The 23,123-nt window shown below is 70.9% G+C and carries 24 protein-coding genes and 1 pseudogene; 8 read left to right on the top strand and 17 right to left on the bottom strand.

The window, feature by feature from the left end:
• Positions 1-57 precede the first annotated feature (57 nt).
• The 4 genes from ACZ5VD_RS15320 to ACZ5VD_RS15305 form a co-directional block, all read right to left on the bottom strand.
• The gene (locus ACZ5VD_RS15320) at positions 58-1,098 is read right to left on the bottom strand and encodes a hypothetical protein (RefSeq protein WP_468682443.1); all 1,041 of its coding nucleotides are present in this window, start codon (positions 1,096-1,098) and stop codon (positions 58-60) included.
• 194 nt (positions 1,099-1,292) lie between these two features.
• The gene (locus ACZ5VD_RS15315) at positions 1,293-1,976 is read right to left on the bottom strand and encodes a SigE family RNA polymerase sigma factor (protein WP_468553683.1); all 684 of its coding nucleotides are present in this window, start codon (positions 1,974-1,976) and stop codon (positions 1,293-1,295) included.
• Positions 1,977-2,336: 360 nt separating this feature from the next.
• The gene (locus tag ACZ5VD_RS15310; protein WP_468553684.1) at positions 2,337-3,404 is read right to left on the bottom strand and encodes an aspartate-semialdehyde dehydrogenase; all 1,068 of its coding nucleotides are present in this window, start codon (positions 3,402-3,404) and stop codon (positions 2,337-2,339) included.
• Positions 3,404-4,684, bottom strand: a complete 1,281-nt coding sequence (locus ACZ5VD_RS15305; RefSeq protein ID WP_468553685.1) for an aspartate kinase — start codon at positions 4,682-4,684, stop codon at positions 3,404-3,406. The genes ACZ5VD_RS15310 and ACZ5VD_RS15305 overlap by 1 nt, the downstream gene beginning before the upstream one ends.
• Before the next feature lie 243 nt (positions 4,685-4,927).
• On the opposite strand from ACZ5VD_RS15305, the gene ACZ5VD_RS15300 reads away from it, so the two are divergent.
• Together ACZ5VD_RS15300 and ACZ5VD_RS15295 are read left to right on the top strand one after the other, a co-directional pair.
• Positions 4,928-5,671: a response regulator transcription factor gene (locus tag ACZ5VD_RS15300; RefSeq protein WP_468682442.1), complete on the top strand. Its 744-nt coding sequence runs from the start codon at positions 4,928-4,930 to the stop codon at positions 5,669-5,671.
• A complete protein-coding gene (locus ACZ5VD_RS15295) occupies positions 5,668-7,056 on the top strand; it encodes a sensor histidine kinase (RefSeq protein ID WP_468553687.1) in 1,389 nt (462 codons plus the stop codon). The genes ACZ5VD_RS15300 and ACZ5VD_RS15295 overlap by 4 nt, the downstream gene beginning before the upstream one ends.
• On the opposite strand, the gene ACZ5VD_RS15290 is transcribed toward ACZ5VD_RS15295, so the two are convergent.
• The 3 genes and pseudogenes from ACZ5VD_RS15290 to ACZ5VD_RS15280 all read right to left on the bottom strand — a co-directional run.
• Positions 7,022-7,522, bottom strand: coding sequence for an SgcJ/EcaC family oxidoreductase (locus ACZ5VD_RS15290; RefSeq protein WP_468553688.1), 501 nt, complete (start codon positions 7,520-7,522; stop codon positions 7,022-7,024). The genes ACZ5VD_RS15295 and ACZ5VD_RS15290 overlap by 35 nt on opposite strands.
• A 152-nt stretch (positions 7,523-7,674) precedes the next feature.
• On the bottom strand, positions 7,675-7,860 hold the full coding sequence (locus ACZ5VD_RS15285) for a hypothetical protein (protein ID WP_468553689.1): 186 nt from the start codon (positions 7,858-7,860) through the stop codon (positions 7,675-7,677).
• 167 nt (positions 7,861-8,027) lie between these two features.
• Positions 8,028-8,159, bottom strand: a pseudogene (locus tag ACZ5VD_RS15280) (aminoglycoside phosphotransferase family protein); the annotation flags it as partial.
• Between the two features lie 22 nt (positions 8,160-8,181).
• Here ACZ5VD_RS15280 and ACZ5VD_RS15275 point away from each other — a divergent pair.
• The gene (locus ACZ5VD_RS15275) at positions 8,182-8,916 is read left to right on the top strand and encodes a TSUP family transporter (RefSeq protein ID WP_468553690.1); all 735 of its coding nucleotides are present in this window, start codon (positions 8,182-8,184) and stop codon (positions 8,914-8,916) included.
• A gap of 12 nt (positions 8,917-8,928) precedes the next feature.
• Here ACZ5VD_RS15275 and ACZ5VD_RS15270 read toward each other — a convergent pair whose 3' ends face one another.
• From ACZ5VD_RS15270 to ACZ5VD_RS15255, 4 genes are all read right to left on the bottom strand, one after another.
• Positions 8,929-9,507 (bottom strand): Uma2 family endonuclease, encoded by a 579-nt coding sequence (locus tag ACZ5VD_RS15270; RefSeq protein WP_468553691.1) that lies wholly within the window; start codon positions 9,505-9,507, stop codon positions 8,929-8,931.
• A gap of 50 nt (positions 9,508-9,557) precedes the next feature.
• Positions 9,558-10,604, bottom strand: a complete 1,047-nt coding sequence (locus tag ACZ5VD_RS15265; RefSeq protein ID WP_468682441.1) for a hypothetical protein — start codon at positions 10,602-10,604, stop codon at positions 9,558-9,560.
• 296 nt (positions 10,605-10,900) lie between these two features.
• Positions 10,901-11,143, bottom strand: a complete 243-nt coding sequence (locus tag ACZ5VD_RS15260) for a DUF397 domain-containing protein (protein WP_468682440.1) — start codon at positions 11,141-11,143, stop codon at positions 10,901-10,903.
• Positions 11,136-11,954 carry a helix-turn-helix domain-containing protein gene (locus ACZ5VD_RS15255; RefSeq protein ID WP_468682439.1) on the bottom strand — a complete coding sequence of 273 codons (819 nt, stop codon included), beginning with the start codon at positions 11,952-11,954 and terminating at the stop codon, positions 11,136-11,138. The genes ACZ5VD_RS15260 and ACZ5VD_RS15255 overlap by 8 nt, the downstream gene beginning before the upstream one ends.
• A gap of 78 nt (positions 11,955-12,032) precedes the next feature.
• Here ACZ5VD_RS15255 and ACZ5VD_RS15250 point away from each other — a divergent pair, with 78 nt between their 5' ends.
• The gene (locus ACZ5VD_RS15250) at positions 12,033-12,437 is read left to right on the top strand and encodes a hypothetical protein (protein ID WP_468553694.1); all 405 of its coding nucleotides are present in this window, start codon (positions 12,033-12,035) and stop codon (positions 12,435-12,437) included.
• A 38-nt stretch (positions 12,438-12,475) separates the two neighbouring features.
• Here the strand turns inward: ACZ5VD_RS15250 and ACZ5VD_RS15245 are convergent, their stop codons facing one another.
• Together ACZ5VD_RS15245 and ACZ5VD_RS15240 are read right to left on the bottom strand one after the other, a co-directional pair.
• Positions 12,476-13,348, bottom strand: a complete 873-nt coding sequence (locus ACZ5VD_RS15245; protein ID WP_468553745.1) for an alpha/beta fold hydrolase — start codon at positions 13,346-13,348, stop codon at positions 12,476-12,478.
• A gap of 88 nt (positions 13,349-13,436) precedes the next feature.
• Positions 13,437-13,847 (bottom strand): SsgA family sporulation/cell division regulator, encoded by a 411-nt coding sequence (locus ACZ5VD_RS15240; RefSeq protein WP_468553695.1) that lies wholly within the window; start codon positions 13,845-13,847, stop codon positions 13,437-13,439.
• A 240-nt stretch (positions 13,848-14,087) separates the two neighbouring features.
• Between ACZ5VD_RS15240 and ACZ5VD_RS15235 the strand changes: the two genes are divergently transcribed.
• Positions 14,088-15,791 carry a sigma-70 family RNA polymerase sigma factor gene (locus ACZ5VD_RS15235; protein ID WP_468682438.1) on the top strand — a complete coding sequence of 568 codons (1,704 nt, stop codon included), beginning with the start codon at positions 14,088-14,090 and terminating at the stop codon, positions 15,789-15,791.
• A 36-nt stretch (positions 15,792-15,827) separates the two neighbouring features.
• On the opposite strand, the gene ACZ5VD_RS15230 is transcribed toward ACZ5VD_RS15235, so the two are convergent.
• From ACZ5VD_RS15230 to ACZ5VD_RS15220, 3 genes are all read right to left on the bottom strand, one after another.
• A complete protein-coding gene (locus ACZ5VD_RS15230) occupies positions 15,828-16,508 on the bottom strand; it encodes a DUF5063 domain-containing protein (RefSeq protein WP_468553697.1) in 681 nt (226 codons plus the stop codon).
• Positions 16,501-17,100: a recombination mediator RecR gene (recR, locus tag ACZ5VD_RS15225; RefSeq protein WP_356133870.1), complete on the bottom strand. Its 600-nt coding sequence runs from the start codon at positions 17,098-17,100 to the stop codon at positions 16,501-16,503. The genes ACZ5VD_RS15230 and recR overlap by 8 nt, the downstream gene beginning before the upstream one ends.
• Positions 17,101-17,233: 133 nt before the next feature.
• A complete protein-coding gene (locus ACZ5VD_RS15220; RefSeq protein WP_468553698.1) occupies positions 17,234-17,599 on the bottom strand; it encodes a YbaB/EbfC family nucleoid-associated protein in 366 nt (121 codons plus the stop codon).
• 258 nt (positions 17,600-17,857) lie between these two features.
• On the opposite strand from ACZ5VD_RS15220, the gene ACZ5VD_RS15215 reads away from it, so the two are divergent.
• Entirely contained in the window at positions 17,858-18,610 is a 753-nt protein-coding gene (locus ACZ5VD_RS15215; protein WP_468682437.1) for an SLATT domain-containing protein, read from the top strand.
• Positions 18,611-18,638: 28 nt separating this feature from the next.
• Here ACZ5VD_RS15215 and ACZ5VD_RS15210 read toward each other — a convergent pair whose 3' ends face one another.
• A complete protein-coding gene (locus ACZ5VD_RS15210; protein ID WP_468682436.1) occupies positions 18,639-20,594 on the bottom strand; it encodes a serine/threonine-protein kinase in 1,956 nt (651 codons plus the stop codon).
• A gap of 288 nt (positions 20,595-20,882) precedes the next feature.
• Between ACZ5VD_RS15210 and ACZ5VD_RS15205 the strand changes: the two genes are divergently transcribed.
• Positions 20,883-22,238 carry an aminotransferase class III-fold pyridoxal phosphate-dependent enzyme gene (locus ACZ5VD_RS15205; RefSeq protein ID WP_468553701.1) on the top strand — a complete coding sequence of 452 codons (1,356 nt, stop codon included), beginning with the start codon at positions 20,883-20,885 and terminating at the stop codon, positions 22,236-22,238.
• Between the two features lie 139 nt (positions 22,239-22,377).
• Complete coding sequence (locus ACZ5VD_RS15200; protein WP_468682435.1) at positions 22,378-23,079, top strand: GntR family transcriptional regulator; 702 nt, start codon at positions 22,378-22,380, stop codon at positions 23,077-23,079.
• Positions 23,080-23,123 lie beyond the last annotated feature (44 nt).

The raw sequence follows: 23,123 nt of genomic DNA, 5'->3' as shown, positions 1-23,123 counted from the left end.
GGGCAGCGGGCAGCGGGCAGCGGGCAGCGGGCAGCGGGCAGCGGGCAGCGGGCAGGCCTACGCTCCCGCCAGCAGTCCCGTCCAGTACACGGTTCCCGCGCACGCGTTGGACACCGTCGCCGAAACGGAGGCTGCTCCGCCCTCCGCCGTGTTGGTGACGATGACGCTGCCGTCGGCCGTGCCGTCCGCCGCGAGGAGCTGGGAGGACGTGCCGCTGTCGGTGCCGGTGGTGGTGCCGGTGGTCGTGGTGGTGTCGCCGGTGTCCGTGGGGTTGGGCGACGGGTCGCCCGTGCCGCCGCTGGTGCTGTCCCCGGTGGTGGGGCAGGTCGCGGACGGGACCCAGGCGAACTTGACGTCGTAGGCCGCCCCCGGCACCAGCACCAGGGACGCGACCTCCAGGGACGGGTCGGGCAGTCCGGCCGCGGCGTCACCGGCGATGTGCCGGGCCGTGGTGATCTTCGTGATGTCGGCGGCGCCGGACGTGGTCGGGGTGAGGGTGCCCGGGCCCGTGACGGAGCAGCTGATGGCGGAGGTGTTGGTGACGCGGAAGGTGCCGTAGACGATGCCGACGGAGTCCGCGGCGTCGGCGGTCCCGGTGGCCGAACCGAGTTCGGTGGCCGTACAGAGGGGGACGCCTGCCGCGGTGGTCGCGGCGGGGCCGGTGCCGCTGTTCGAACCGGTGCTGCTGCCGGTGCCCTTGCCCTTGTCCTGATCCTTGTGCTCGCCCTTGCCCTTGTCCTCGGCCTTGCCGCCGGAGCCCCCGGAGGTGTTCTCGCCGCCTTCGGGGCCCTTGCCCTGGCCGGCGCCGCCCTGTGCCTGGGAGTAGTGGCCGGCCATGGACGGGTCGGCGTCGGCTCCGGTGGAGTTGGAGACGTGGACGAGGGCCGGGATGGCGGTGCCGATGAAGAGGGCCGCGGCCGCCATACCGACGACGGCCTGCCGCTTGCGGGCCCGGCGTGCGGGTACCGCCTTGCGCAGGTGGTCCAGTGTGCCGTCGCGCGGCTCGATCTCCTGGACCACCTGGCGCAGCAGGCCGCGCAGTGCCAGCTCGTCCGAGTCGAACCCGGTGGGGCTCTGATCGTCGGGGCCGTGGTTCACAGTTCCGTTCCCAGTGTGCGATTGCTTCGGATCCTGGCTGCCCGGGCTCTCTGTTGCCGTCTCGGGCCGCCCGGAGGACCCAGAGGGTCCAGTGGTCCTGGAGGATCCAGAGGATTCATGAGGGACGTGCAGATGACGCAGGCCGTCCTTGTCGCCGCCGGAGCCGCTCGACCCGCGGAAGCCGCTTGAGCCGCTCACGCCGGGGTCTCCATGGCGACACGCAGGGCCGCGATCCCGCGCGAGCCGTACGCCTTGACGGAGCCCAGCGATATCCCGAGCGTCTCGGCGACCTGGGCCTCGGTCATGTCCGCGAAGTAGCGCAGGACCAGGACCTCGCGCTGGCGGCGCTGGAGGTTCTTCATCGCCTTGATCAGCGAGTCGCGCTCCAGCAGGTCGTAGGCCCCCTCCTCGGCGCTCGCCATGTCCGGCATCGGCTTGGAGAGGAGCTTCAGGCCGAGGATGCGGCGGCGCAGGGCCGAGCGGGAGAGGTTGACGACCGTCTGGCGCAGGTAGGCCAGGGTCTTCTCCGGGTCGCGGACGCGTTTGCGCGCGGAGTGGACGCGGATGAAGGCCTCCTGGACGACGTCCTCGCAGGAGGCGGTGTCGTCGAGGAGGAGGGCGGCCAGTCCCAGGAGGGAGCGGTAGTGCGCCCGGTAGGTCTCGGTGAGGTGGTCGACGGTGGTGCCGGCGGCCGCGGTGTCCTCGGCGCAGTCGGTTCCGTCACGCTGGCTTGGGATGCGGGCGGGCCGCGCTGCGGGCATGGGCGCGATCACCGGCATACCACCGGGCGTACCGGCCATACGGGGTCGTAGGGACGGGCGGGGCGGTCGTAGGACCGTGCCGCGCGTCGCCGCTGTGAAGTCGAGAACCTCTGCCACGCCTGTTGGACACACTTCCCCCCGTCATGGTTGTACGCGGCCGACCGTCTTCTGTCAGGCAGCACAACTGACCGTGCGTCAAAGGCGCTCATGCCCTACCCGCTCTTCCCCTGTGTCCTGAATGACCAGAGCGTCCCCACGCCCTGTGAAGCATCCCCGCGCCCCATGAGGGCGTCCGCAAAGACGCTCCCCGCCCTCCGCGCGGTTGCGGAGGACGGGGAGTCAAATCTTCGGACGCCGAGGCGGCCCGGTTCAAGTGGTCCGGACCATCGCCCAGCTCACACTTCTCCTACATATCCTACAAATGAACGCGGTTTCAGCCAGGACTTTTCCGGCGGGGATCGTTCCCAGCCACAGGCGTCACACGAACTCGGCCGCCACCAGCTCCGCGATCTGTGCGGTGTTGAGCGCCGATCCCTTGCGCAGGTTGTCCCCGCACACGAAGAGTTCGAGGGCCGTCGGGTCGTCCAGCGCCCGGCGTACCCGCCCGACCCAGGTCGGGTCGGTGCCCACGACGTCGGCCGGGGTGGGGAACTCCCCCGCCTCCGGATTGTCGAAGAGGACGACCCCGGGCGCAGTGGCGAGGATCTCGCGCGCCTTGCCGACGGTGACCTCGCCCTCGAAGCGGGCGTGGACGGTGAGGGAGTGCGTGGTGACGACGGGGACCCGCACACAGGTCACCGCGACGGGCAGCCGGGGCAGGCCGAGGATCTTGCGGGACTCGTCCCGCACCTTCATCTCCTCGGAGGACCAGCCGTCCTCGCGCGGGGTTCCGGCCCACGGGACGACGTTCAGTGCGACCGGCTCCGGGAACGGTCCGGTGTTGTCCCCGACGGCCCGTCGTACGTCTCCGGGGCTGGTCCCCAGTTCGGTGCCGGCGACCAGGGACAGTTGCTGGCGCAGGGTCGCCACACCGGCGCGGCCGGCGCCGCTCACCGCCTGGTAGGAGGAGACGACCAGCTCGCGCAGCCCGAACTCGGCGTGCAGGGCGCCGAGGGCCACGATCATGGAGAGGGTCGTGCAGTTGGGGTTGGCGATGATGCCCCGCGGCCGGACGCGGGCCGCGTGCGGGTTGACCTCGGGGACGACCAGGGGCACGTCCGGGTCCATCCGGAAGGCGCCCGAGTTGTCCACCACCACCGCGCCCTTGGCGGCGGCGATCGGCGCCCACTGGGCGGCCACCTCGTCGGGGACGTCGAACATGGCGACGTCGACCCCGTCGAGGGCCTCCTCCGACAGGGCGACCACCTCGACCTGCTCACCGCGCACGGCCAGCTTGCGGCCGGCCGTGCGCGGTGAGGCGATCAGACGGATCTCGCCCCAGATGTCCGCGTGCTGGGACAGGATCTGGAGCATGACGGTGCCGACGGCTCCGGTCGCGCCGACGACCGCGAGGGTCGGGCGCGCGGCTGATCGGGGGAGGGCCATCAGCGGCCGGTGCCCCCATAGACGACGGCCTCGTCGCTGTCGGAGTCGAGCCCGAAGGCCGAGTGCACGGCCCGGACGGCCTCGGGGACGTCGTCCTGGCGGGTCACGACCGAGATGCGGATCTCGGAGGTCGAGATCAGCTCGATGTTGACGCCCGCGTCGGACAGCGCCTGGAAGAAGGAGGCGGTGACGCCCGGGTTGGTCTTCATGCCGGCGCCGACGAGGGAGATCTTGCCGATCTGGTCGTCGTAGCGCAGGGAGTCGAAGCCGATCGTGGCCTTCGCCTTCTCCAGGGCGTCGATGGCCTTGCGGCCCTCGGTCTTGGGGAGGGTGAAGGAGATGTCCGTCAGGCCGGTGGAGGCCGCGGACACGTTCTGCACGATCATGTCGATGTTGATCTCGGCGTCCGCGATGGCGCGGAAGATCACCGCGGCCTCGCCCGGCTTGTCCGGGACGCCGACGACCGTGATCTTGGCTTCGGAGACGTCGTGGGCGACTCCGGAGATGATGGCGTGCTCCACCTGCTGGTCCCCTTGCGACTCGGGCTTCTCGTTGCTGACCCAGGTGCCCGGCAGTCCGGAGAAGGACGAGCGGACGTGGATCGGGATGTCGTAACGACGGGCGTACTCCACACAGCGGTGGAGCAGCACCTTGGAGCCGGAGGCGGCCAGCTCCAGCATGTCCTCGGAGGAGATCCAGTCGATCTTCCGGGCCTTCTTCACCACGCGCGGGTCGGCGGTGAACACGCCGTCGACGTCGGTGTAGATCTCGCACACCTCGGCGTCGAGGGCGGCCGCGAGGGCCACGGCCGTGGTGTCGGAACCACCGCGGCCGAGCGTGGTGATGTCCTTCTTGTCCTGGCTGACGCCCTGGAAGCCGGCGACGATGGCGATGTTGCCCTCGTCCAGCGCCGTCCTGATGCGGCCGGGCGTGACGTCGATGATCCGCGCTTTGTTGTGGACCGAGTCGGTGATGACGCCTGCCTGGCTGCCGGTGAAGCTCTGGGCCTCGTGGCCCAGGTTCTTGATCGCCATGGCGAGCAGTGCCATGGAGATCCGCTCTCCGGCGGTCAGCAGCATGTCGAACTCACGCCCGGCAGGCATCGGGGATACCTGCTCGGCGAGATCGATCAACTCGTCCGTCGTGTCGCCCATCGCGGAAACGACCACGACCACCTGGTGGCCGTTCTTCTTCGCTTCCACGATCCGCTTGGCGACGCGCTTGATGCCCTCGGCATCGGCTACGGAGGAGCCTCCGTACTTCTGCACGACAAGGCCCACGTGCGCTCCTCGCTCAGTCAGTCTCTGTCCGCACATACGCATATGTACTGCGGTCGGCTCATTCTATCGAGCGCCCGAAATCCGCCTCTGAGGTGTCGCATGCTGAGATTCCCGGGATTCCGGCGCCCACGTCAGCGCATGCCCACCTGGGAGCCTTCGGAAAAGTGCCGAGTGTCACAAGAGGCGCGGCCGGGATCCACCGGCGGATCTGTGAATTAAGTTTCAAGCATTAAGGTGCGCCTTGTGCACGTACTTCTCGTGGAAGACGATGAGCCGGTCGCCCAGTCCCTGCGCCGCGGCCTGACCCGCTACGGCTTCGAGGTCGACTGGGTCAGCACGGGCGCCGCCGCCCTCGCCCACCCCGAGCCCTACGACGTCGTCCTCCTCGATCTCGGGCTGCCCGACACCGACGGTCTCGACGTCTGCCGGGCGCTGCGGGTGCGCGGCAACGTGCCGATCATCGTGATCAGCGCGCGCAGCGACGAGACCGACCGGGTGGTCGGCCTGGAGCTCGGCGCCGACGACTACGTCTCCAAGCCGTTCGGCGTCCGCGAGGTCATCGCGCGGATACGGGCCGTGATGCGGCGCGCGCAGCCGGCCGCGGAGGCCGCCGCGGCCGGCCCCGACCGCTACGGCACCCGCCTCACCGTCGACCGCAAGGCCGCCCGCGTCCGGCTGGACGGCGAGGAGGTCGCGCTCGCGCCCAAGGAGTACGACCTGCTGGCCTTCCTCACCGAGGAGCCGGGCGCGCTGATGTCGCGCGAGCAGATCATGGAGGCGGTCTGGGACGCGAACTGGTTCGGGCCGACCAAGACGCTGGACGTGCATGTGGCGGCGCTGCGGCGGAAGTTGAAGGGCGCGATCACCATCGAGGCGGTCCGTGGCGTCGGTTTCCGCCTGGAGATCGTCAAGGACGGCGCCGACGATGACGGCGGTGACGGCAGCAGCAGCGGTAACGGCAGCGGCGGCGGTAACGGCACCTCATGAACCGCCAGCTCATCCGCAGCTACATCCTGCTCGTCGCGGTGGCCATCTTCCTGTTCACGGTGCCGGTCGCCTTCACCCTCACCAAGCAACTGCGCGACGACACCTCGGTGTCGGTGCTGCGCGAGGCCAGGACCATGGCGCTACTGCTCGGCAACGGCGAGAGCACCTCGTGCGACGCCCTGGAGCAGCTGGCCGAGGCCTACGACCACGAGACGCCCGGCACGGTCCAGACGACCGCCACCGGCGACTGCGCGCCGAAGCTGCCCCGGCCCGAGCGGGACACGGCCCTGACCCGGGCCCTGGAGGGCGACGAGCCCACGCCGGACTGGGGCGCCGACTTCATCTGGGGCAAGCACCTGGTGATCACCGTCCCGGCGCACGAGCGGGCGGCCGACGGGGATTCCGGGACGGGCCGGGTCGTCGGCGCCGTACGGATCGTGTACTCGACCTCCGACATGACGTCCCGGCTCTGGCAGATCTGGGGCTTCAGGGCGGGGCTGGCCGTGCTGGTGCTGGCCGCGGCGGCCGCGATCGGCGCGATCGCCGCCCGCCGGATCACCGCCCCGCTGCGCGAACTCAACGGTATGGCCAGCAAGTTCAGCGACGGCGATCTGAGCGCGCGGTCGGCGGTGACGGGTCCGACCGAGACCCAGACGCTGGCCCGCACCCTGAACCAGGCGGGCGAACGGCTGGACACGCTGATCGCCTCGCAGCGCATCTTCGTGGCGGACGCCTCCCACCAACTGCGCACCCCGCTCACGGCGTTGCGGCTCTCGCTGGACAACATCGCGGACGGTGTGGACGACGAGTTCGTGCGGGAGGACGTGGAGCAGGCGACCGCCGAGGTGGTCCGGATGAGCCGTCTCGTCAACGGTCTGCTGGTGCTGGCGCGGGCCGAGGCCAAGGTGACGGCCGCGGAGCCGCTGTCGCTGCGGGAGATCGTGGACGAGCGGCTCGCGGTGTGGAGGCCGGCCGCCGACGAGCGAGGAGTCACCGTCGCTCTGGGGGGGAGTGCCGACGGCCGGCTGCTGGTGCTGACCAGCCCCGGTCATCTGGACCAGGTGCTGGACAACGTGCTCTCGAACGCCCTGGAGGTGTCACCGGACGGCGGCACGATCACCGTCCGGATGGAGGCGCGGGCCGACGAGATGGTGCTGTCGGTCCACGACCAGGGTCCGGGTATGTCCGACGCGGAGAAGTCCCGCGCCTTCGACCGCTTCTGGCGCGGCCAGGGGCTGACCGGGCGCTCCGGCTCGGGGCTCGGCCTGGCCGTCGTCAAACAGTTGGTGACCGACGACGGCGGGACCGTGGCTCTGGCGGACGCGCCCGGGGGCGGGCTGACGGTGGTGATCAGTCTTCGGGCATCGCCGAGGAGTGGTGGTTGATGATCAGCCACTTGCCGTCGATCTTCTCGTACACGTAGGTGTAGCGGGCCTCGACGACCCTCTTCTCGCCGCTCTCGGGGTCGGTGAGCGTGAACTCGTAGACGCCGGTGTCGATGGCGTTCTTGCTGTCGAGGACCGTGACGAGCGTCTCGATCTTCTTGCCGACCGGCTTGTTCTCCAGGAAGTGGTCGAAGTAGTCGATGCGCTCGGCCCGGTCCGTGCGGACCTGGTTGGAGACGGTGGGCAGGAGGACCGCGTCCTTCGCGTACAGGTCCGCCACCTTGTCCGGGTCGCCGGTCCGCAGCGCCGCGTTCCAGGTGTCGAACAGCGAGGCGATCTGCTTCTCGCTCGGCTTGGCCGGGGCGTCCTGCCCTGCCATGCCGACTCCCACGGTGACGGTGCCCGCGGCGACGAGGACGGCGGCGGTGACGACGGCGGTGCGCTTGGTTATGGAACGACGGGTCATCGCTGTCTCCTGCGGATCGAGGTGGGTTCTCCCCTCCGCGTTCGCCGCGGTGTGGAGTGACTCCAGACTCTCTTTCCGCTGGTTAGGCCCTGTGCAGGGGAAGTACAGGGCGGAGACAGGACGTTGCCAATTCACGTTCCGTGGCGGTGCGACTACGCGACGGCCTGCCCCCGGCCGCGCAGCAGGCTCACGCCGGCCCCCAGGGACACCACGCCCATGCCCACGGCGGTCGTGACGCCCTGCGCCCCGTCCACGACGAACGGCGCGACCGCGGCGACGGCGAGGTTGAACAGGAACAGGAACCACAGGACGGGCTTGGAGGAGAGCAGCGACTTCATGGCGATGTCCTTGGGGTGAGGGGCCACGGTGGGCCGGTGGCGTGGGCCTTCGACGTAGGCCCTTGGCGTGGGCCCTCGGTGCGGGCCGTCGACCTGGTGACCTCAACCATTCCGTTTCCGGGCCGGTGCGACGAGGGAGCGCTCACCCGGAACGGGGGTGTAGCGGGCTACACCGTCGGCGGGCGCCCCCGGGCCGGCGCGCCCATCAGGGCGGCGACATAGGCGTCCAGGCGCTGCTCCACGACTCGTGTCGTCAGCTCCGTCCGCCCCGCCTCGCGCCAGGGCCGTGCCACCCCCCTTCGCTGCGCGAGGATGCCCGACATGATGACGAACGGGTGGGCGAACGACGTACTCCTGGCGGCGATCGTGCTGCTCGGCTCCTCCGTGCAGTGGCTCACCGGTATGGGGTTCGCGCTGGTCTCCGTACCCGCGCTGATCCTGCTCCTCGGTCCGGCCGAGGGGGTGGTGCTGGCCAACTGCGCCTCCGGGGCCATCTGCGCGGTGGGCCTCCTCGGCGGCTGGCGGCGGGTACGGCCGGCCGCGATGGTCCCGCTGTGCGTGGCAGCGGCGTGCACGGTCCCGGCGGGAACCTGGGTGACCCGCCAACTCCCCGAACCCGTGCTCCTGTTGGCCATGGGCGGCCTGGTGACCGTGGCGGTCCTCCTGGTGATGCGGGGTGCGCGCGTCCCCGCGCTCCGGGGAACCCGGGGCGCGCTGGCCGCCGGAGCGGCCGGCGGATTCATGAACGCGGCGGCCGGTGTCGGCGGCCCTCCGGTCTCGCTCTACGCGGTCAACGCGGGCTGGACCATACGGGAGTTCGTCCCGAACGCGATGTTCTACGGCGTCGTCGTGAACGCCTTCTCCGTGGCGTCCAACGGCGTACCGGAGCTGAGCGGGGCGAGGTGGGCCTCGGTCGTCGCCGCGATGACCGTGGGCGCGCTGATCGGCAGGGCGCTCGCGGGACGGATGCCGGAGGAGCGGGCCCGGCTGCTGGTGCTGGGGCTGGCGCTGGCGGGCGGGGTCACTGCCGTGGGGAAGGGGGTGTGGGGGTTGTGACCGCGGTGCCGCTCAGTCCACGAACTCCTTGAGGGGCTCGGTGTCGAGGGTGATGTTCACGGGCTCGGGGAGCTTGACGGTGGCGCCGAACGGGAGCTTCTCCTCGTGCCGGTACCGGCCGTCCTCGGGCTGGTTGAACACGACGACCGAGCCGTCGTCGCGGTCGATGAGGAGGTAGACGGGGATGCCTGCGGCCGCGTAGCCGTCCGGCTTCTCCAGTCGGTCGCGCTGGTTCGTGTCCGAGTCGTGCGAGGTGACCTCCAGAGCCATGAGCACTCCGTCGGCCTCGGACCACTCGCCATGCCCTTTGAGACTGCCCTTGGGCATCAAGATCCCGTCGGCGCGGGCCCGCCCCCTGCGATAGGCCTCCGTCTTGAGGCCGCGCTCGGGATAGAGCCGGAGGTCGGGGCGCAACTGCATGCACCGCTCCAGAAGCCACATGCAGATCTCAGTGTGGTTACCGTCCGGCACGGCCTTGACCTGGACCTTTCCATTGATGAACTCCAGCCGCACGGTCTCCGGAGCGTGACGTTCCAGTTGCTCGAACTCTTCGGCGGTCATCTGCGGCCGGTCTTCGGTCCTGGGGGTCATGGTGTCGCCTCCTCGACTCCATGGTGCCCTGACCGGCACGTCCTGCACGCTCACAACAGCCCCGCCGCGCGGCGGAGGGCGTCGACGCGGTCCGTGACGTCGATGACCTCGTCGGCACCCGGCAGGCTGCTGCCCCGGCGGCCGACGCGGTCCTCGGCCTCGACGACCTCGTCGGCGCCCGGCAGGCTGCCGCCTCGGCGCGGGCCGGGGAGGAACGTCTCCGGCACGGGCTCGTACAGCGGCCCGTCCTGCTCGCACAACGCGAGGCACTCGCCGCACAGCCCGTTCACGATCTCCACCGTGCGCTCATCGGCGTCGCACAGACCGCAGGCCATGATCACGCGGGTCACACGCGCCCGTCGGGCGGCCTTCTGCCGGATCTTCGCCTTCTTCGGGGGCATCTTGTTCTCCAGTCGGGTACGGGCGAATCCGCCCGGGTTGGCGACCTCGGACGGCAGTCCGCTGGTCAGGGCCTTGGTGATCTCGTGGGGCGTCGCGCCACGGGACAGCCAGTCCGCGACGAGGGGTTCGAGGGACCGGCAGTCACGGTCGGACAAGGGCATACGGGGGTCGGTGACGCTGAGTTCGGCGAGCGTCTCGTAGGCCGCGCTGGGCTGCTCGGCATCCGGTTCGACTGGCGGAGCCACCTCGTCGCCAGCGTCCGGAGCTTCTTCCTCGATTACGTCGGCCCGCGCCAGGCCCGGGTAGTGGTGCTCGGTCACGTCCTTGCCGTGGCGCTCCCGCGCGAACTCCGCCCACCACTCCGGTGACCTGCGGGTACGCGACCAGTACGTGCGCGTCACCCACCGCATCGAGTTGTCCTCGACGGTGATGTGTTCCTTGACCCAACGCAGGTGCCCGGCGAGGGTGATGCGGCCCATCGTGGTGCGCACGGCCTGCTGGCCGTAGCGCGGGTGCTCCGCCGCGATCGCCTTGTAGCCCATGGCGTGGCCCTCTTCGAGGTGGTCCACGAAGACGGCGATCTCACGGTCGCGGGGGCTCAGGTGTGCGAAGTCCGGGTCAGCTTGCGGGTCTTCGTCACCCGCGGAGCGCCTTCCGTAGCCCGTTTTGGCCAGGGGGTGCGCGGGGGACGGCAAGGCGGGGCTAGGCTGGCGGCAAGCCACGGTCGGGCTCCTCGGTTGGCTAGGTATCGAGGTTGCTCGATACGTAGGTCCAGGCCCCGGAGCCGGTGTTGGCGCACCGACCGGGGCCGAACTATTTGCTTGTTTGCCGTGAACCTAGAGCGACTTCACGTTCCGAAGCAAGCCGATCACAGGACGTCACCCATTCGAGGTATGCCGTCCCAACTCACCTACGAACTTGGTTGGTTGGGTTGGATTTCAACCAAACCAAGAAACCAGAAACCCCATGGGAAGAGCTCGAAGCCCGAGGCTCAAGCTCCGGGCTGAACTGCGGAAACGAACGCCTTCCAGGCGGGGGCGGCGAGGTGGAGTTCGGGGCCGGTGGGGACCTTGGAGTCGCGGATGTGGATGCGGGTGGAGAACGCGACTTCGACGCAGTCGCCACCCTCGTCATCGCTGTAGCTCGACTTGAACCACTCCAGCGCGACTTCGACGCAGTTGCCGCCCTCGGAGTCGCTGTAGCTCGACTTGAACCACTCCAGCTGGTCACTCATGGCGATCTACCATCCGCTCGATGAAACGGGCCGACTCAGCGGGGCTGAGTGCCTGCGTGCGGATCATGCTAAGCCGCTCCGACGCACGGCTGACAACCCCTGGATCGGCCGTAAGTTCACTGGCGAACGGCCCTTCCGCGAAGGCGAACCGCTCATGGTCGCGAGTCTCCAGCAGCACCATGGGTCCCATGAGCGCGGCAGGGATGGCCCGTTCGAACGGGAGCACCTGCACCACGACATTGCGAAGACCCGATACCGACAGCAGGTGTTGCAATTGCTCGACGTCCACTTGCGGGCTGCGCAGGACGGCCTCGTAGAGAACAAAGCTCAGCCCCACCGGGGGTTTCCGCTCAGTGAGGATGGCCTGCCGCTCCATACGCGCGGCGATCCGCTCCTCCACCGTCGCCTCGTCCAAAGGCGGGACGTGATTGTCGATGAGAGCACGGGCGTAGCCCTTCGTCTGCAACAGCCCGGGGATGTACGTGACCTCGTACGACCAGAAGCTGATTGCCTCCCTTTCCCGCTCCATGAAGTCCTGTGCCCGCGCCGGAAACTTCTCCCTTTGGAGGTACTCCTTGGCCGCGCTCAGCATCCCGTCCGCCCGGCACAACTCGTCCGCCACGTCCAGCGCACGCGGCGTCGGCATGCGCACGCCCTGCTCCATGGACTTGATGGTGTCCGGCGAGTAATTGGAGGCGGCGGCGAGTTCCTCGCGGCTGACGTTCGCCTTCATACGCCAGCGTTTCAGCTGGTTGCCGCCGTACCGCCAGGTCGCCGGCGGCTGGGAGTTGGGGTCGTACTGGCCTGACACTGCACGCACCTCCGACCGATACACCCCGGCGTGTATCACCTCAGTCACTACCGAGCGTAGCGTCGTGGACGTCACCGTGTGACCATGACGAACGCAATTCACCGCTCCGACTGGATCCCCGCCTCCGGGCACCAACTCCGCGTGGCCGGCGTGCATTTCGACGCCGTGCGGATCGAGGGCGTGCGAGGGGAACTGGTCGTGGAGCGGCTCATCGAGGCGACGGACGGGGACGCGGGGCCGGTGGTGTGCGAGGCGTCCGGGTTCCGGTGGATGTACTTCCTGCTGGCGCCCGGGGAGGTACGGAAGCACGGCTGGCCGCTGGGCGTGCAGCGGTTCGGCGGCCGGGGCGACCGGACCCTCACCTATATCGGGATCCCGGCGCTGGACGGCAACACCTGGCCGCTGCGCTGGTACAGCGAGCCGACGCCGACGGCACCGTACGTCGATCCGGGGCTGCTGCTCACGGCGACGGCGAGCGGCTGACAACCGGCAGCCCGTGCGCGAGCGACCGCGACCGCGCGTCAGTGGTTGGCGGTGTGGTCCAGGATCGCGGTGGCGAGTGGCGCGTGCACCTCGCGTGGGAGTGCGTGCCCCATGCCGGGGATCTCGACGAGGCGTGCGCCGTGGATCGCCTGGGCGAGGTGGTGGGGGTGCGGTGGCGGGAACACCGGTTCGGCGGGAGCGGAGATGACGAGGGTGGGCACCGCGGTCCGGGCGAGCTGCTCGGTGCGGTCCAGGCCGGAGGCGTCGGCACGGGCGTGCGCGGTGCTGGCGGCATGGTGCCCGGTGTGCTCGACGATCTTCCGCTCCAGGGCACGGGCGTACGCGGCGTCGAAGGGGAGCTGATCGCCGCCCAGCAACCGCCAGTGCTCGACCCGCCGTTCCCGCTCCGCTTCCTGTCCGAGGTCGGCCACGGGACGGGACCACATCTCCAGCAGGCGGGGGGCGATACCCGGGAGTTCCCCGGGCGGGATCCGGGTTCCGTCGGGCCGGAGGTACGGGACGGTGCTGAGCGCGCACGTGCCGATCAGGGTCGCGCTGAGCAACCGGTCGGGATGGTCGGCGATGAGGAGCTGCGTGAGCATGCCGCCCAGTGACATCCCCACGATGTGGGCGTGTTCGACGTCGAGGGCGTCGAGCACCGCGAGGGCGTCGTCCGCGAGGGCGCTGATGGGATAGGGCCGCTGGTCGAACGCCCAGGTGGAGCGTCCGGTGTCGCGGTGGTCGTAGCGGATCACCCGATGGCGGGCGGTGAGCATGTCCACCAGTTCGTCCGGCCAGCCCAGGCCGGCTGCCTGTGCGCCCATGATCAGCAGCAGCGGAGGCGCGTCGGCGGCACCACGGTCTTCCGCCCAGAGGCGTACGCCGGGCGCGGCGTCGATGAAGCGTTCCACGATGCCCTGCATGCAGAGGCCCTCCCTCTAGAGGAAAGAAGCGAGACGGTACGTATCGTATCGCACTCGACGCATTCCACCGGAGCCGTCAGACCCCGCCGAACAGAGTTGTGAGGCCCTCGTCGAGTTCGACCGTCACGTTCTCGGCGGCGGGCTCGACCACGGTGTAGGAGCGGTGCAGGAAGCGGCGCAGGACGGCCGGGTCGAACCAGAGCATCGCCACGCCCTCCGGTGCGTGGAGTTCCACGACCGTGCGGTGCGGACCACAGGGCCAGATGTGCACGATGCCCATCCCGGCGCGTATGCCGAGGCCCTCCTCCAGGAGGGTGCGGGCGAAGGTCCACGTCACCTCCTCGCCGCTGAGGGAGACATGGGACGGGAAGTCGATGTGCACGGCCAGCGGATCGCCCGAGGTGTAGCGAAGGGTGACGGGGATCGGGAACTCGCGGTCGGCGGTGATCAGGCGGGCGTGGACGGGGTGTTCCAGGGTGATGTCCATGGCCGGACTCCGATTCGGGTGAGGTGGGGGCCTGTTGGCGCGGCCACCGGGACGGCTGCCTGGGCGGCAGTTGTGGCGATCTCCTCCTAGAGCGCGCGGCGGGCCCGCTGATTACGCCGTAACCAGGGGCAGTTGATGTGATCCACCTCACCTTTCGCCACGGGCGGAACTTTAGTTGAATATTTTGTCATCTAGGCATACAAACCTGTCCCCGCCCCATCCGCAGGCATCTGGAGCGTCATGAACGACGGCCTCGCCACCGCCGCCTACGCGCGGATCTACGAGGAGCACCAGCCCCGGCTGGTCGCCTACGCGCGCTCGCTGACCAGGAACGCCTGGGCCGCCGAGGACCTCGTCGCCGAGGCGCACTTTCGCGTGTGGCGACGGCTGTCGGCCGGGCACGAGATCGACAACGTGCCCGCGTACCTCATGACGACGGTCAAGCACCTCGCCGCCGGGAACTCCGGCAGCGCCGGGCGCGAGACCCCACTCGATCCGCAGGACCCACAGACCGCCGAGCAGCCCCGGGTCGGCGCCCAACGGGACGACCCGGCCGAGCAGGTGTCCTCCGTGGACCTACTGGTGCGTGTGCTGGGGCAGTTGCCCGAGCGCTGGGTGAAGGCGCTCTGGCTGGCGGAGGCGGAGGGGCAGCCACTGGCGGCGGTCGGCTCGCAGATCGGGTCCAACCAGGGTGCGACGGCGGTCCTGTTGCACCGCGCCCGCGAGGGAATGCGTCAGGCCTTCCTCCAGGTGCAGACCGGCGCCCCCGACGACCCGGCCTGCCAGGTCCACTGGGCCCGCATGCCCGCGTACGTGCGCGGCAGCGCGACGTCCCGGCAGTCCGAGCGGCTGCTCGGCCATGTCGACGCCTGCGACGACTGCCGCGCGCGGCTCGCCGTCCTCGTCCGCACCAACACCCGTCTGCCCGCGCTCGTCGGTCCGGCACTGCTCGTCTTCGTGCTGGGCGGCGCGGGCAAGTTCCTGCTGCCGCTCGCCACCACGTCCGCGAGTGCCGCGGGCGGACAGGGCGGCGGGACGAGCATGCTGCACGGCGTACGCCATGCCGTGACCGGCGCCGCGAAGGTGCCGGTCGCGGCCGGGGCGACCGCGGCGGGCGTCGCCGCGGTGCTCCTCCTCACGCTGGGCCCGTTCGACGCCTCTCCGGTGCCGTCGGAGCGGACGCCGGTGGCGGAGGCCCCGGTGGCACGGTTCCCGGTGGCACGGCCACCGCAGGGGCTCGTCGCGGAGACGGTGGAGGGCGGCGATACGCCCAAGTCGCCCCCGTCCGAGTCGTCCACGTCCATCTCCGCGTCGACGTCCACCACGTCCGGCGTCCGCGGTGTCGACGTCGACGCGGGGCGCTCGACCGTGGTCGTCGTACAGGCACCGGATGAGCCCGCGGAGGCGCCGGAGGCCGAGGCGCCGGCAGAGGACGCCCCGCAGCCGGAGGGCCCGGAGACGGACGCCCCGGAGACGGAGTACCCGCCGGCCAGGGCCCCGGAAGAGGAGCCCCCGGTCGTCGAGGACCCCGAACCGCCGGTCGCGGAAACCCCGCCGGCCGAACCCCCGGCCACGGAGACCCCGCAGCCGCCGTACACCCCGGACACTCCGACCGCACCGGCCGCCCCCGCCACTCCGTCGCCCGCCACCCCGCCCGCGCCGGATCCGGCGCCCGTCACCCCGCCCGCGCCGGATCCGGCGCCCGTCGCCCCAACCCCCGTGACTCCCACGCCTGTTGAGGTGCCCCCTACTCCCCCGTCGACGGACGAGCCGACCACACCCACAGCACCGACCGCACCGGCTGAACCGACCGCACCAGTTGAACCGACGGAGCCGACCGCACCCACCGCACCGGTCGCGCCGGGTGAACCGGCGGAGCCGACCGTGCCGGTCGTGGACGCGCCGCAGCCGACGCCCTCGGATCCGGGCATCGGCTGCGCGTAGCGAACTGAACTGAGCTGAACTGAGGGGAGTGGCGGGCTACTTGGCCTGGGACTCGGCCTTGGCCGGGTGCAGGCCCAAGGGGCCCGCGATCTCCTCCGCCATGACGCGTCCCGCCTCGAACTCCAGCGTCTCGTCGCCGATGGCCGCCTGGTCCGTGTCCAGGCCGTCCAGCTCCTCCAGGGGCTGGTTCAGGCGGACATGGGCCACGACCGACTGGAGCGCGCGCAGCGTCGCCGACGCCGTGGAGCCCCAGTTGGAGAAGTAGGAGAACTGCCACCACCACAGCGCCTCGGAGGTACGGCCGGCGCGGTAGTGGGCCATGCCGTGACGGAGGTCGGCGATGACATCGGTGAGGTCGTCGGAGATCCGGGCCGGGACGGGCGCCTTGCGGGGCTCGTACGGGTCGAAGACCTCGGAGTAGACGTCGATGGGTTCGAGCAGACGGGCGAGGTTCTCGCGCAGGTCGTCGACGTCGGCCTCCGGGCCGAGGTCCGGCTCGTAGCGCTCGTCGGGGACGATGTCCTCGTGGGCGCCCAGTCGGCCGCCGGCCAGGAGCAGTTGGGAGACCTCCAGGAGCAGGAAGGGCACGGCCGAGTCCGGCTCGTCGCCCTTCGCCACCTCCGGTACGGCCACCAGGAAACTCTCGACCTGGTCGGCGATCTGGACCGCGAAGTCGTCGGGGTCCTGGGCGGTCGCGTGCAGTGTGGCGTCAGACATCTAGGAGTCGTCTCCCCTCGAAGGCGCGGCCGAGGGTCACCTCGTCCGCGTATTCCAGGTCGCCACCCACCGGGAGGCCGCTGGCCAGGCGGGTGACCTTGAGGCCCATGGGCTTGATCATGCGGGCGAGGTACGTGGCCGTCGCCTCGCCTTCGAGATTCGGGTCGGTGGCCAGGATCAGTTCCGTGACCGTGCCGTCGGCGAGACGGGCCAGGAGTTCCCTGATACGGAGGTCGTCGGGGCCGACGCCCTCGATCGGGCTGATCGCACCACCGAGCACGTGGTACTTGCCCCGGAACTCGCGGGTGCGTTCCACCGCGACGACGTCCTTGGGCTCCTCGACCACGCAGATCACCGAGAGGTCGCGGCGGGGGTCGCGGCAGATGTTGCACAGCTCCTCCTGCGCCACGTTGCCGCAGGTCGCACAGAAGCGGACCTTCGCCTTGACCTCCATCAGGCACTGCGCGAGACGCCGTACGTCCGTCGGCTCCGCCTGGAGGATGTGGAAGGCGATCCGCTGCGCGCTCTTGGGACCGACGCCGGGGAGCCGCCCCAGTTCGTCGATGAGGTCCTGGACCACGCCTTCGTACAACGGACTGCCCGTCCTTCCCTGCTTGCCGAGGGGCCTTCTGTACGTACCGTAGTTGGCCGGTGCCCGTCTTAGTAAGGCAGGCCCGGCACCGGTTTGGTGCAACCGGGAGTAACCAGCGGCGGCGACCGGACCGCTAGAACGGCAGACCGGGGATGCCGCTGCCGCCGCCACCCAGACCCTGGGCCAGCGGGCCGAGTTTCTGCTGCTGGAGGGTCTGCGCGTTCTCGTTGGCCGCCTGGACGGCCGCCACGACGAGGTCGGCGAGGGTCTCGACCGTCTCTTCGACGGATGCGCCGTCCGTGGCCACGGCCTTCGGGTCGATCTTCAGCGCGCGGAGCTCGCCGGCGCCGGTGACCGTGGCCCGCACCAGGCCGCCGCCCGCCTGGCCGTCGACCTCGGTCCGGGCGAGTTCCTCCTGCGCGTTCGCCAGGTCCTGCTGCATCTTCTGAGCCTGCTGCAGCAGCTGCTGCATGTTGGGCTGGCCACCACCGGGGATCACGATCGGCTCTCCTTGGTCGGTACGGGTTTTCCCGTTCAGCACGAGCCTACGTGGTCCTCCCGGGCATCGCCCCAGCACTCTTTCGAGTGAGTCGACCGCAGTCCTATACCTGATCAAGGGCCTCTTCCGGGCGGAAAAGCAGCCAATGCTCCGTCTTCGCCACCCATTGGGCGGTAGGAAGGACGCGACGCATCAGCATCCGCATGTGCATCAGGCGTCACGCAACGTGATCGGTCGGGACCAGGTAGGGAGTGCCGGGTGGGTCAGCCGGAGATGCAGCCCGAGGGGCCGCCCCAGGACGAGCGGGGCGAGGGCGCGGCGGCCGGGCTGCGGCCGGGCGATCTGACGGGGCGGGCGTTTCCGCTCGGGGACTGGGGCGAGCCCGCGCCGCGGCTGGACGAGCTGTACCGGTGGGTGGAGCACGGGGCGCTGGAGACGGCGGCCTGGTATCTCGCGGACCGGGTCTGGAAGCGGCGGGGGGCGCGGGTGCTGCGGGTGGGGGCGGCGGGCGGGGTGGTGGCGGGGGCCGCGCTGCCGTTGCTGGACATGACGGGTGTGGTGGGCGGGGTCGCGCCCTGGGGGTATCTCGCGCTGCTGCTGGGGGTCGCGTGCGTGGCCGGGGACCGGTACTTCGGGGTCACCTCCGGCTGGATAAGGGACGTGGCGACGGCTCAGGCCGTGCAGCGGCGGCTTCAGGCACTTCAGTTCGACTGGGCCTCCGAGGGCGTCCGGGAGGTGCTCGGGCCCACCGACGGGACGGCGGGGGAGGCGGCCGAGCGGTGCCTGGGGGTGCTGCGGCGCTTCTCCGAGGACGTGACGGAGCTGGTGCGGGCGGAGACGGCCGACTGGATGGTCGAGTTCCGGACGGGGGCGGCGCCGATGGGGATCCAGTCGGCGGTGGCGGTGGGGCAGCGAGTGGATCCGGGGGCTTCGCAGGGGCGGTTTCCGCTGCCGCCGGGGGCGGGGGCTCGGCCGAACATGCCCCGGCAACGGCCGCCCGAGCCCAGGTGACCACCGGGGGCGGAAGATCGGTTGGGGGTTACTGCCGGATGTAGGTCAGCTTCTCGTCCGTGCCGGTGTTCGTGCGTTGGAGCGTGCCGTTCGGGAGCAGGGCGATCTCCGTGGGTGCGCCCGGTGAGCAGGAGGAGCGTGGCTCGCCGCTCGTGACGGTGGACGGGCCGATCCGCAACGGGCCCTCCCCGTCGGGCACTTCGGCCAGGTCCGCCTGGAACACGCAGTGGTAGGTGCCGTTCGCGGTGGGACCGTCGGCGACCAGGGACAGCACGGCGTCGCCCGTCTCGCCCTGCTGGAGGGTCAGTTCACGGCTGTGCACCCCGTCGGCGCTGTCGATCGTCGTGCTCCAGGTGCCCAGGTAGTCGGCCGGGATCGCCCCGTCCGTCGCGGGTGTGGCACCGGTCGACCGGGAGGGGGCCGCTGACGACGGCCGGTCGGGCGTGGCCGGGCCGGGGGTCGTGAGCGCGGTCGCCGAGGGGCCGGGGTTCCCGCCGCCCGCCTCCTTGTCGCCCTTGTCGCTCATCAAGGCGTACACCGAGCCGCCGGCGCCGAGCGCGACGACCAGGGCGACGAGGACGAGCAGGACCGTGGAGCGGGAGCCTGTCCGCGGGGCCTGGGGTGCGGGGGCGTAGGGCTGGGCGAGGCCGATGGGCGGGCCGTAGGGCGGGGTCTGGCCGAGGCCGCCGTACTGGGGATGGGAGTGGGGGTGGGGGTAGGCGTACGGGGGTTGTTGCGGAGGGCCGCCGTATGCCGGGGCCTGCGGGTGTTGTTGTGGGTAGCCGTACGCGGGGTGGGGCGGGGCCGGCGGGGGTGTCCGACCGGTCTGACCGAACTGGCCTCCCTGGACTCCCTGACCGCTCTGGCCTCCCTGGCCTGCGACGGCGGTCGGCAGGTGGTCCAGCCGGGGGCCGCTGCCGGGCTGTCCCGGGGCGGGCGGGCCGGGGTTCGGGGGCGGGGACGCGGGCGGGGCCGGTCCGTCGGCGACCGCGGCGTGTTCGGGGGACGCCTCGGGGGACGTCCCCGCGTCCTGCCCGCCCAGCGTGCCCTCGTCCCCTGTCCCGTCCGGGTCCTCCGCGTCCAGCAACTTCACCGCGTGCCGCCCCAGTTGGGCCACCAGGGCGCTCGGGAGCCACGGGTCCAGCGCCCGTCCCCCGGACACCGTGTCCTCCGCGCCCGTGCGCTCCAGGACGCTGTCCAGCGTCGGCCGCGCCCCCGGCTCCTTCTTCAGGCAGTCGTGGACGAGGTCGGCGATGGCCTCGGGGACGCCCTCCAGGTCGGGTTCCTCCTGGGCGATGCGGAACATCAGGGCGTGGACACCGCTGTTGGCGGTGCCGAAGGGGAGCCTGCCGGTCGCCGCGTACGCCAGTACCGAGCCGAGGCAGAAGACGTCGCAGGCCGCGGTGATCCGGTCGCCGCGCACCTGCTCCGGCGCCATGAAGCCGGGCGAGCCGACGAGCGCGCCGGTCCGGGTGAGGCCGCCGTCCGTCACCGTCTCCAGGGCCCGCGCGATACCGAAGTCGATGACCCGCGGGCCGTCGATCGTCACCAGCACGTTGGACGGCTTGAGGTCGCGGTGGATGATCCCGGCGGCGTGGACGTCCTTGAGGGCGTGCGCGAGGCCGGCCGCGAGGATGCGGACCGAGCGTTCGGGCAGCGCCCCGTGGTCGTGGCCGACGACCTGCTGGAGGCTCGGCCCGGCGACATAGCCGGTGGCCACCCACGGCACGGCGGCCTCGGTGTCGGCGTCCAGGACGGGTGCCGTCCAGTACCCGCCGACCTGCCGCGCGGCCCGCACCTCCTGCCGGAACCGCGCGCGGAACTCGTCCTGCGCGGCCAGTTCCTCCCGGACGAGCTTGACGGCGACCGTCCGCCCCCGGTCGGATCTGGCCAGATAGACCTGCCCCATCCCGCCGGCGCCGAGCCGCGCCAACAGCCGGTACGCACCGATCCGTTGTGGATCTCCGGGCACCATGTTCTCCATCGCCCGCCGCCCTCCCCCGCCCCGCACGTGAGCAACACAGCGAGGATAGTGCGGCTCCACCCGGCGGTGAGCTGGGCGTTGTCTACGGTTCCGTAACAGGCGGACCCGTGCGATCCGTGCGATCCGTGCGATCCGTCCGATCCACAAAGGGCGGGCCCCGTCGATCGAACGCCTCTTCGAACCCATTTTCGGACAGCCCCGCCGTTCGACAGTCTGTCGCGGAAAGCCCCCGTCCACAGACAGGACGCCGATACCGCTTCCGCATCGCGGACATTTACGCTCGGGCGTATGACTCCTCAGCCAAACCCCGAGGTCGGCGCCGCCGTGAAGGCCGCGGACCGTGCGCATGTGTTCCACTCCTGGTCCGCGCAGGAGCTCATCGACCCGCTCGCCGTCGCCGGCGCCGAGGGGTCGTACTTCTGGGACTACGACGGCAACCGGTACCTCGACTTCACCAGCGGGCTCGTCTACACGAACATCGGCTACCAGCACCCGAAGGTCGTCGCCGCGATCCAGGAGCAGGCCGCGACGCTCACCACCTTCGCGCCCGCGTTCGCCGTCGAGGCCCGGTCCGAGGCGGCACGGCTGATCGCCGAGCGGACGCCCGGAGACCTGGACAAGATCTTCTTCACCAACGGCGGCGCCGACGCGGTGGAGCACGCGGTACGGATGGCGCGGCTGCACACGGGGCGGCCGAAGGTGCTGTCGGCGTACCGCTCGTACCACGGCGGTACCCAGCAGGCGATCAACCTCACCGGTGACCCGCGCCGCTGGGCCTCCGACGGTGCGGCGGCCGGGGTCGTGCACTTCTGGGCGCCCTTCCTCTACCGCTCCCGCTTCTACGCGGAGACCGAGGAGCAGGAGTGCGCGCGGGCGCTCGAACACCTGGAGACGACGATCGCCTTCGAGGGTCCCGGGACGATCGCCGCGATCATCCTGGAGACGATCCCGGGGACGGCCGGGATCATGATCCCGCCGCCGGGGTACCTCGCCGGCGTCCGGGAGATCTGCGACAAGTACGGGATCGTCTTCGTCCTGGACGAGGTCATGGCCGGATTCGGGCGGACCGGCGAGTGGTTCGCGGCCGATCTGTCCGGCGTCGTGCCGGACCTGATGACCTTCGCGAAGGGCGTGAACTCGGGGTACGTGCCGCTCGGCGGTGTGGCGATCTCCGGCGCCGTCGCGGAGACCTTCGGGAAGCGGCCCTACCCGGGCGGGCTGACGTACTCGGGGCACCCGCTGGCGTGTGCGGCGGCCGTCGCGACGATCAACGTCATGGCCGAGGAAGGCATCGTCGAGAACGCGGCCCGGCTCGGGGCTGACGTCGTCGGGCCCGCGCTGGCGGAGCTGGCGGGGCGGCACCCGTCGGTGGGCGAGGTGCGCGGCGTCGGCATGTTCTGGGCGCTCGACCTGGTCCGGAACCGGGAGACGCGCGAGCCGCTGGTGCCGTACAACGCGGCCGGTGAGGCGAACGCCCCGATGGCGAAGTTCGGCGCCGCCCTCAAGGCCGGCGGGGTGTGGCCGTTCATCAACATGAACCGGACCCATGTGGTGCCGCCCCTGAACGTGAGCGAGGCGGAGCTGAAGGAGGGGCTGGCGGCGCTGGACTCGGCGCTGTCGGTGGCGGACGGGTTCACCGAGTAGCCGTGCGGGGCGGGGGCGGCCGGGCGTGAGTCCGGCCACAACAAGGCAGAAGCTCCCGCGAACTCGAACGCGTAAGGTGGCGTGCTCGTAGACATGTACGTGTACGCCACCCGACCGCGACGAGGGAGACGCCCCGACCATGCCCGGCAGTAGCGGCAACGGCGCCGTCACCCGCAGCACCCTGCGGCAGCAGATCGCCGACGCGCTCCGTGACGAGGTGCTGGCCGGGCGGCTGCAGCCGGGGCAGGAGTTCACGGTGAAGGAGATCGCCGAGCAGTACGGCGTCTCCGCGACACCGGTGCGCGAGGCACTGGTCGATCTCTCCGCGCAGGGACTCCTCGAAGCCGACCAGCACCGGGGCTTCCGGGTCCACGAGTACTCGTACACCGACTTCCGGGGCATCATCGAGGCGCGCAGCCTCGTCATCGACGGGATGTTCCAGGTCCTCGACAGCGGCCACCAGGGCTACGACGACCTCGACGATCCCCGTACGGCCGCCGCCGTGGCGGGCGTACGCCGTCGCGGCGAGGAGGCGCAGCGTGCCGCCGCCGCCGGGGACCTCACCGTCCTGATCGGCTACGACCTGCGCTTCTGGCGCGAGTTGAGCAACCTGTTCGGCAACCGCTACCTCGCCGACTTCCTGCACCGGCTGCGCGTGCAGTCCTGGGTGTGCACGGTCCAGCACCTGCGCCGGCTGTCCGACCTGCGCGGCAGCCTGTGGTCCGGGCACACCGCGCTGGTGGACGCCCTCTCCGAGCACGACACCGACGCCGCCCGCTCGATGGTCGCCGCGTACAACAAGGACGCCCTCACACTGATCGAACGACTCGCCTCCGGGTGAGCCGGGCGGGCACGGGTGAGCGGGTGAACCCGCGGGCACGGGTG

This window comes from Streptomyces sp. NPDC032822 (assembly GCF_055578825.1).
The sequence above is the reverse complement of the archived record's forward strand: the minus strand, read 5'-3'. Positions and strand labels throughout refer to the sequence as shown.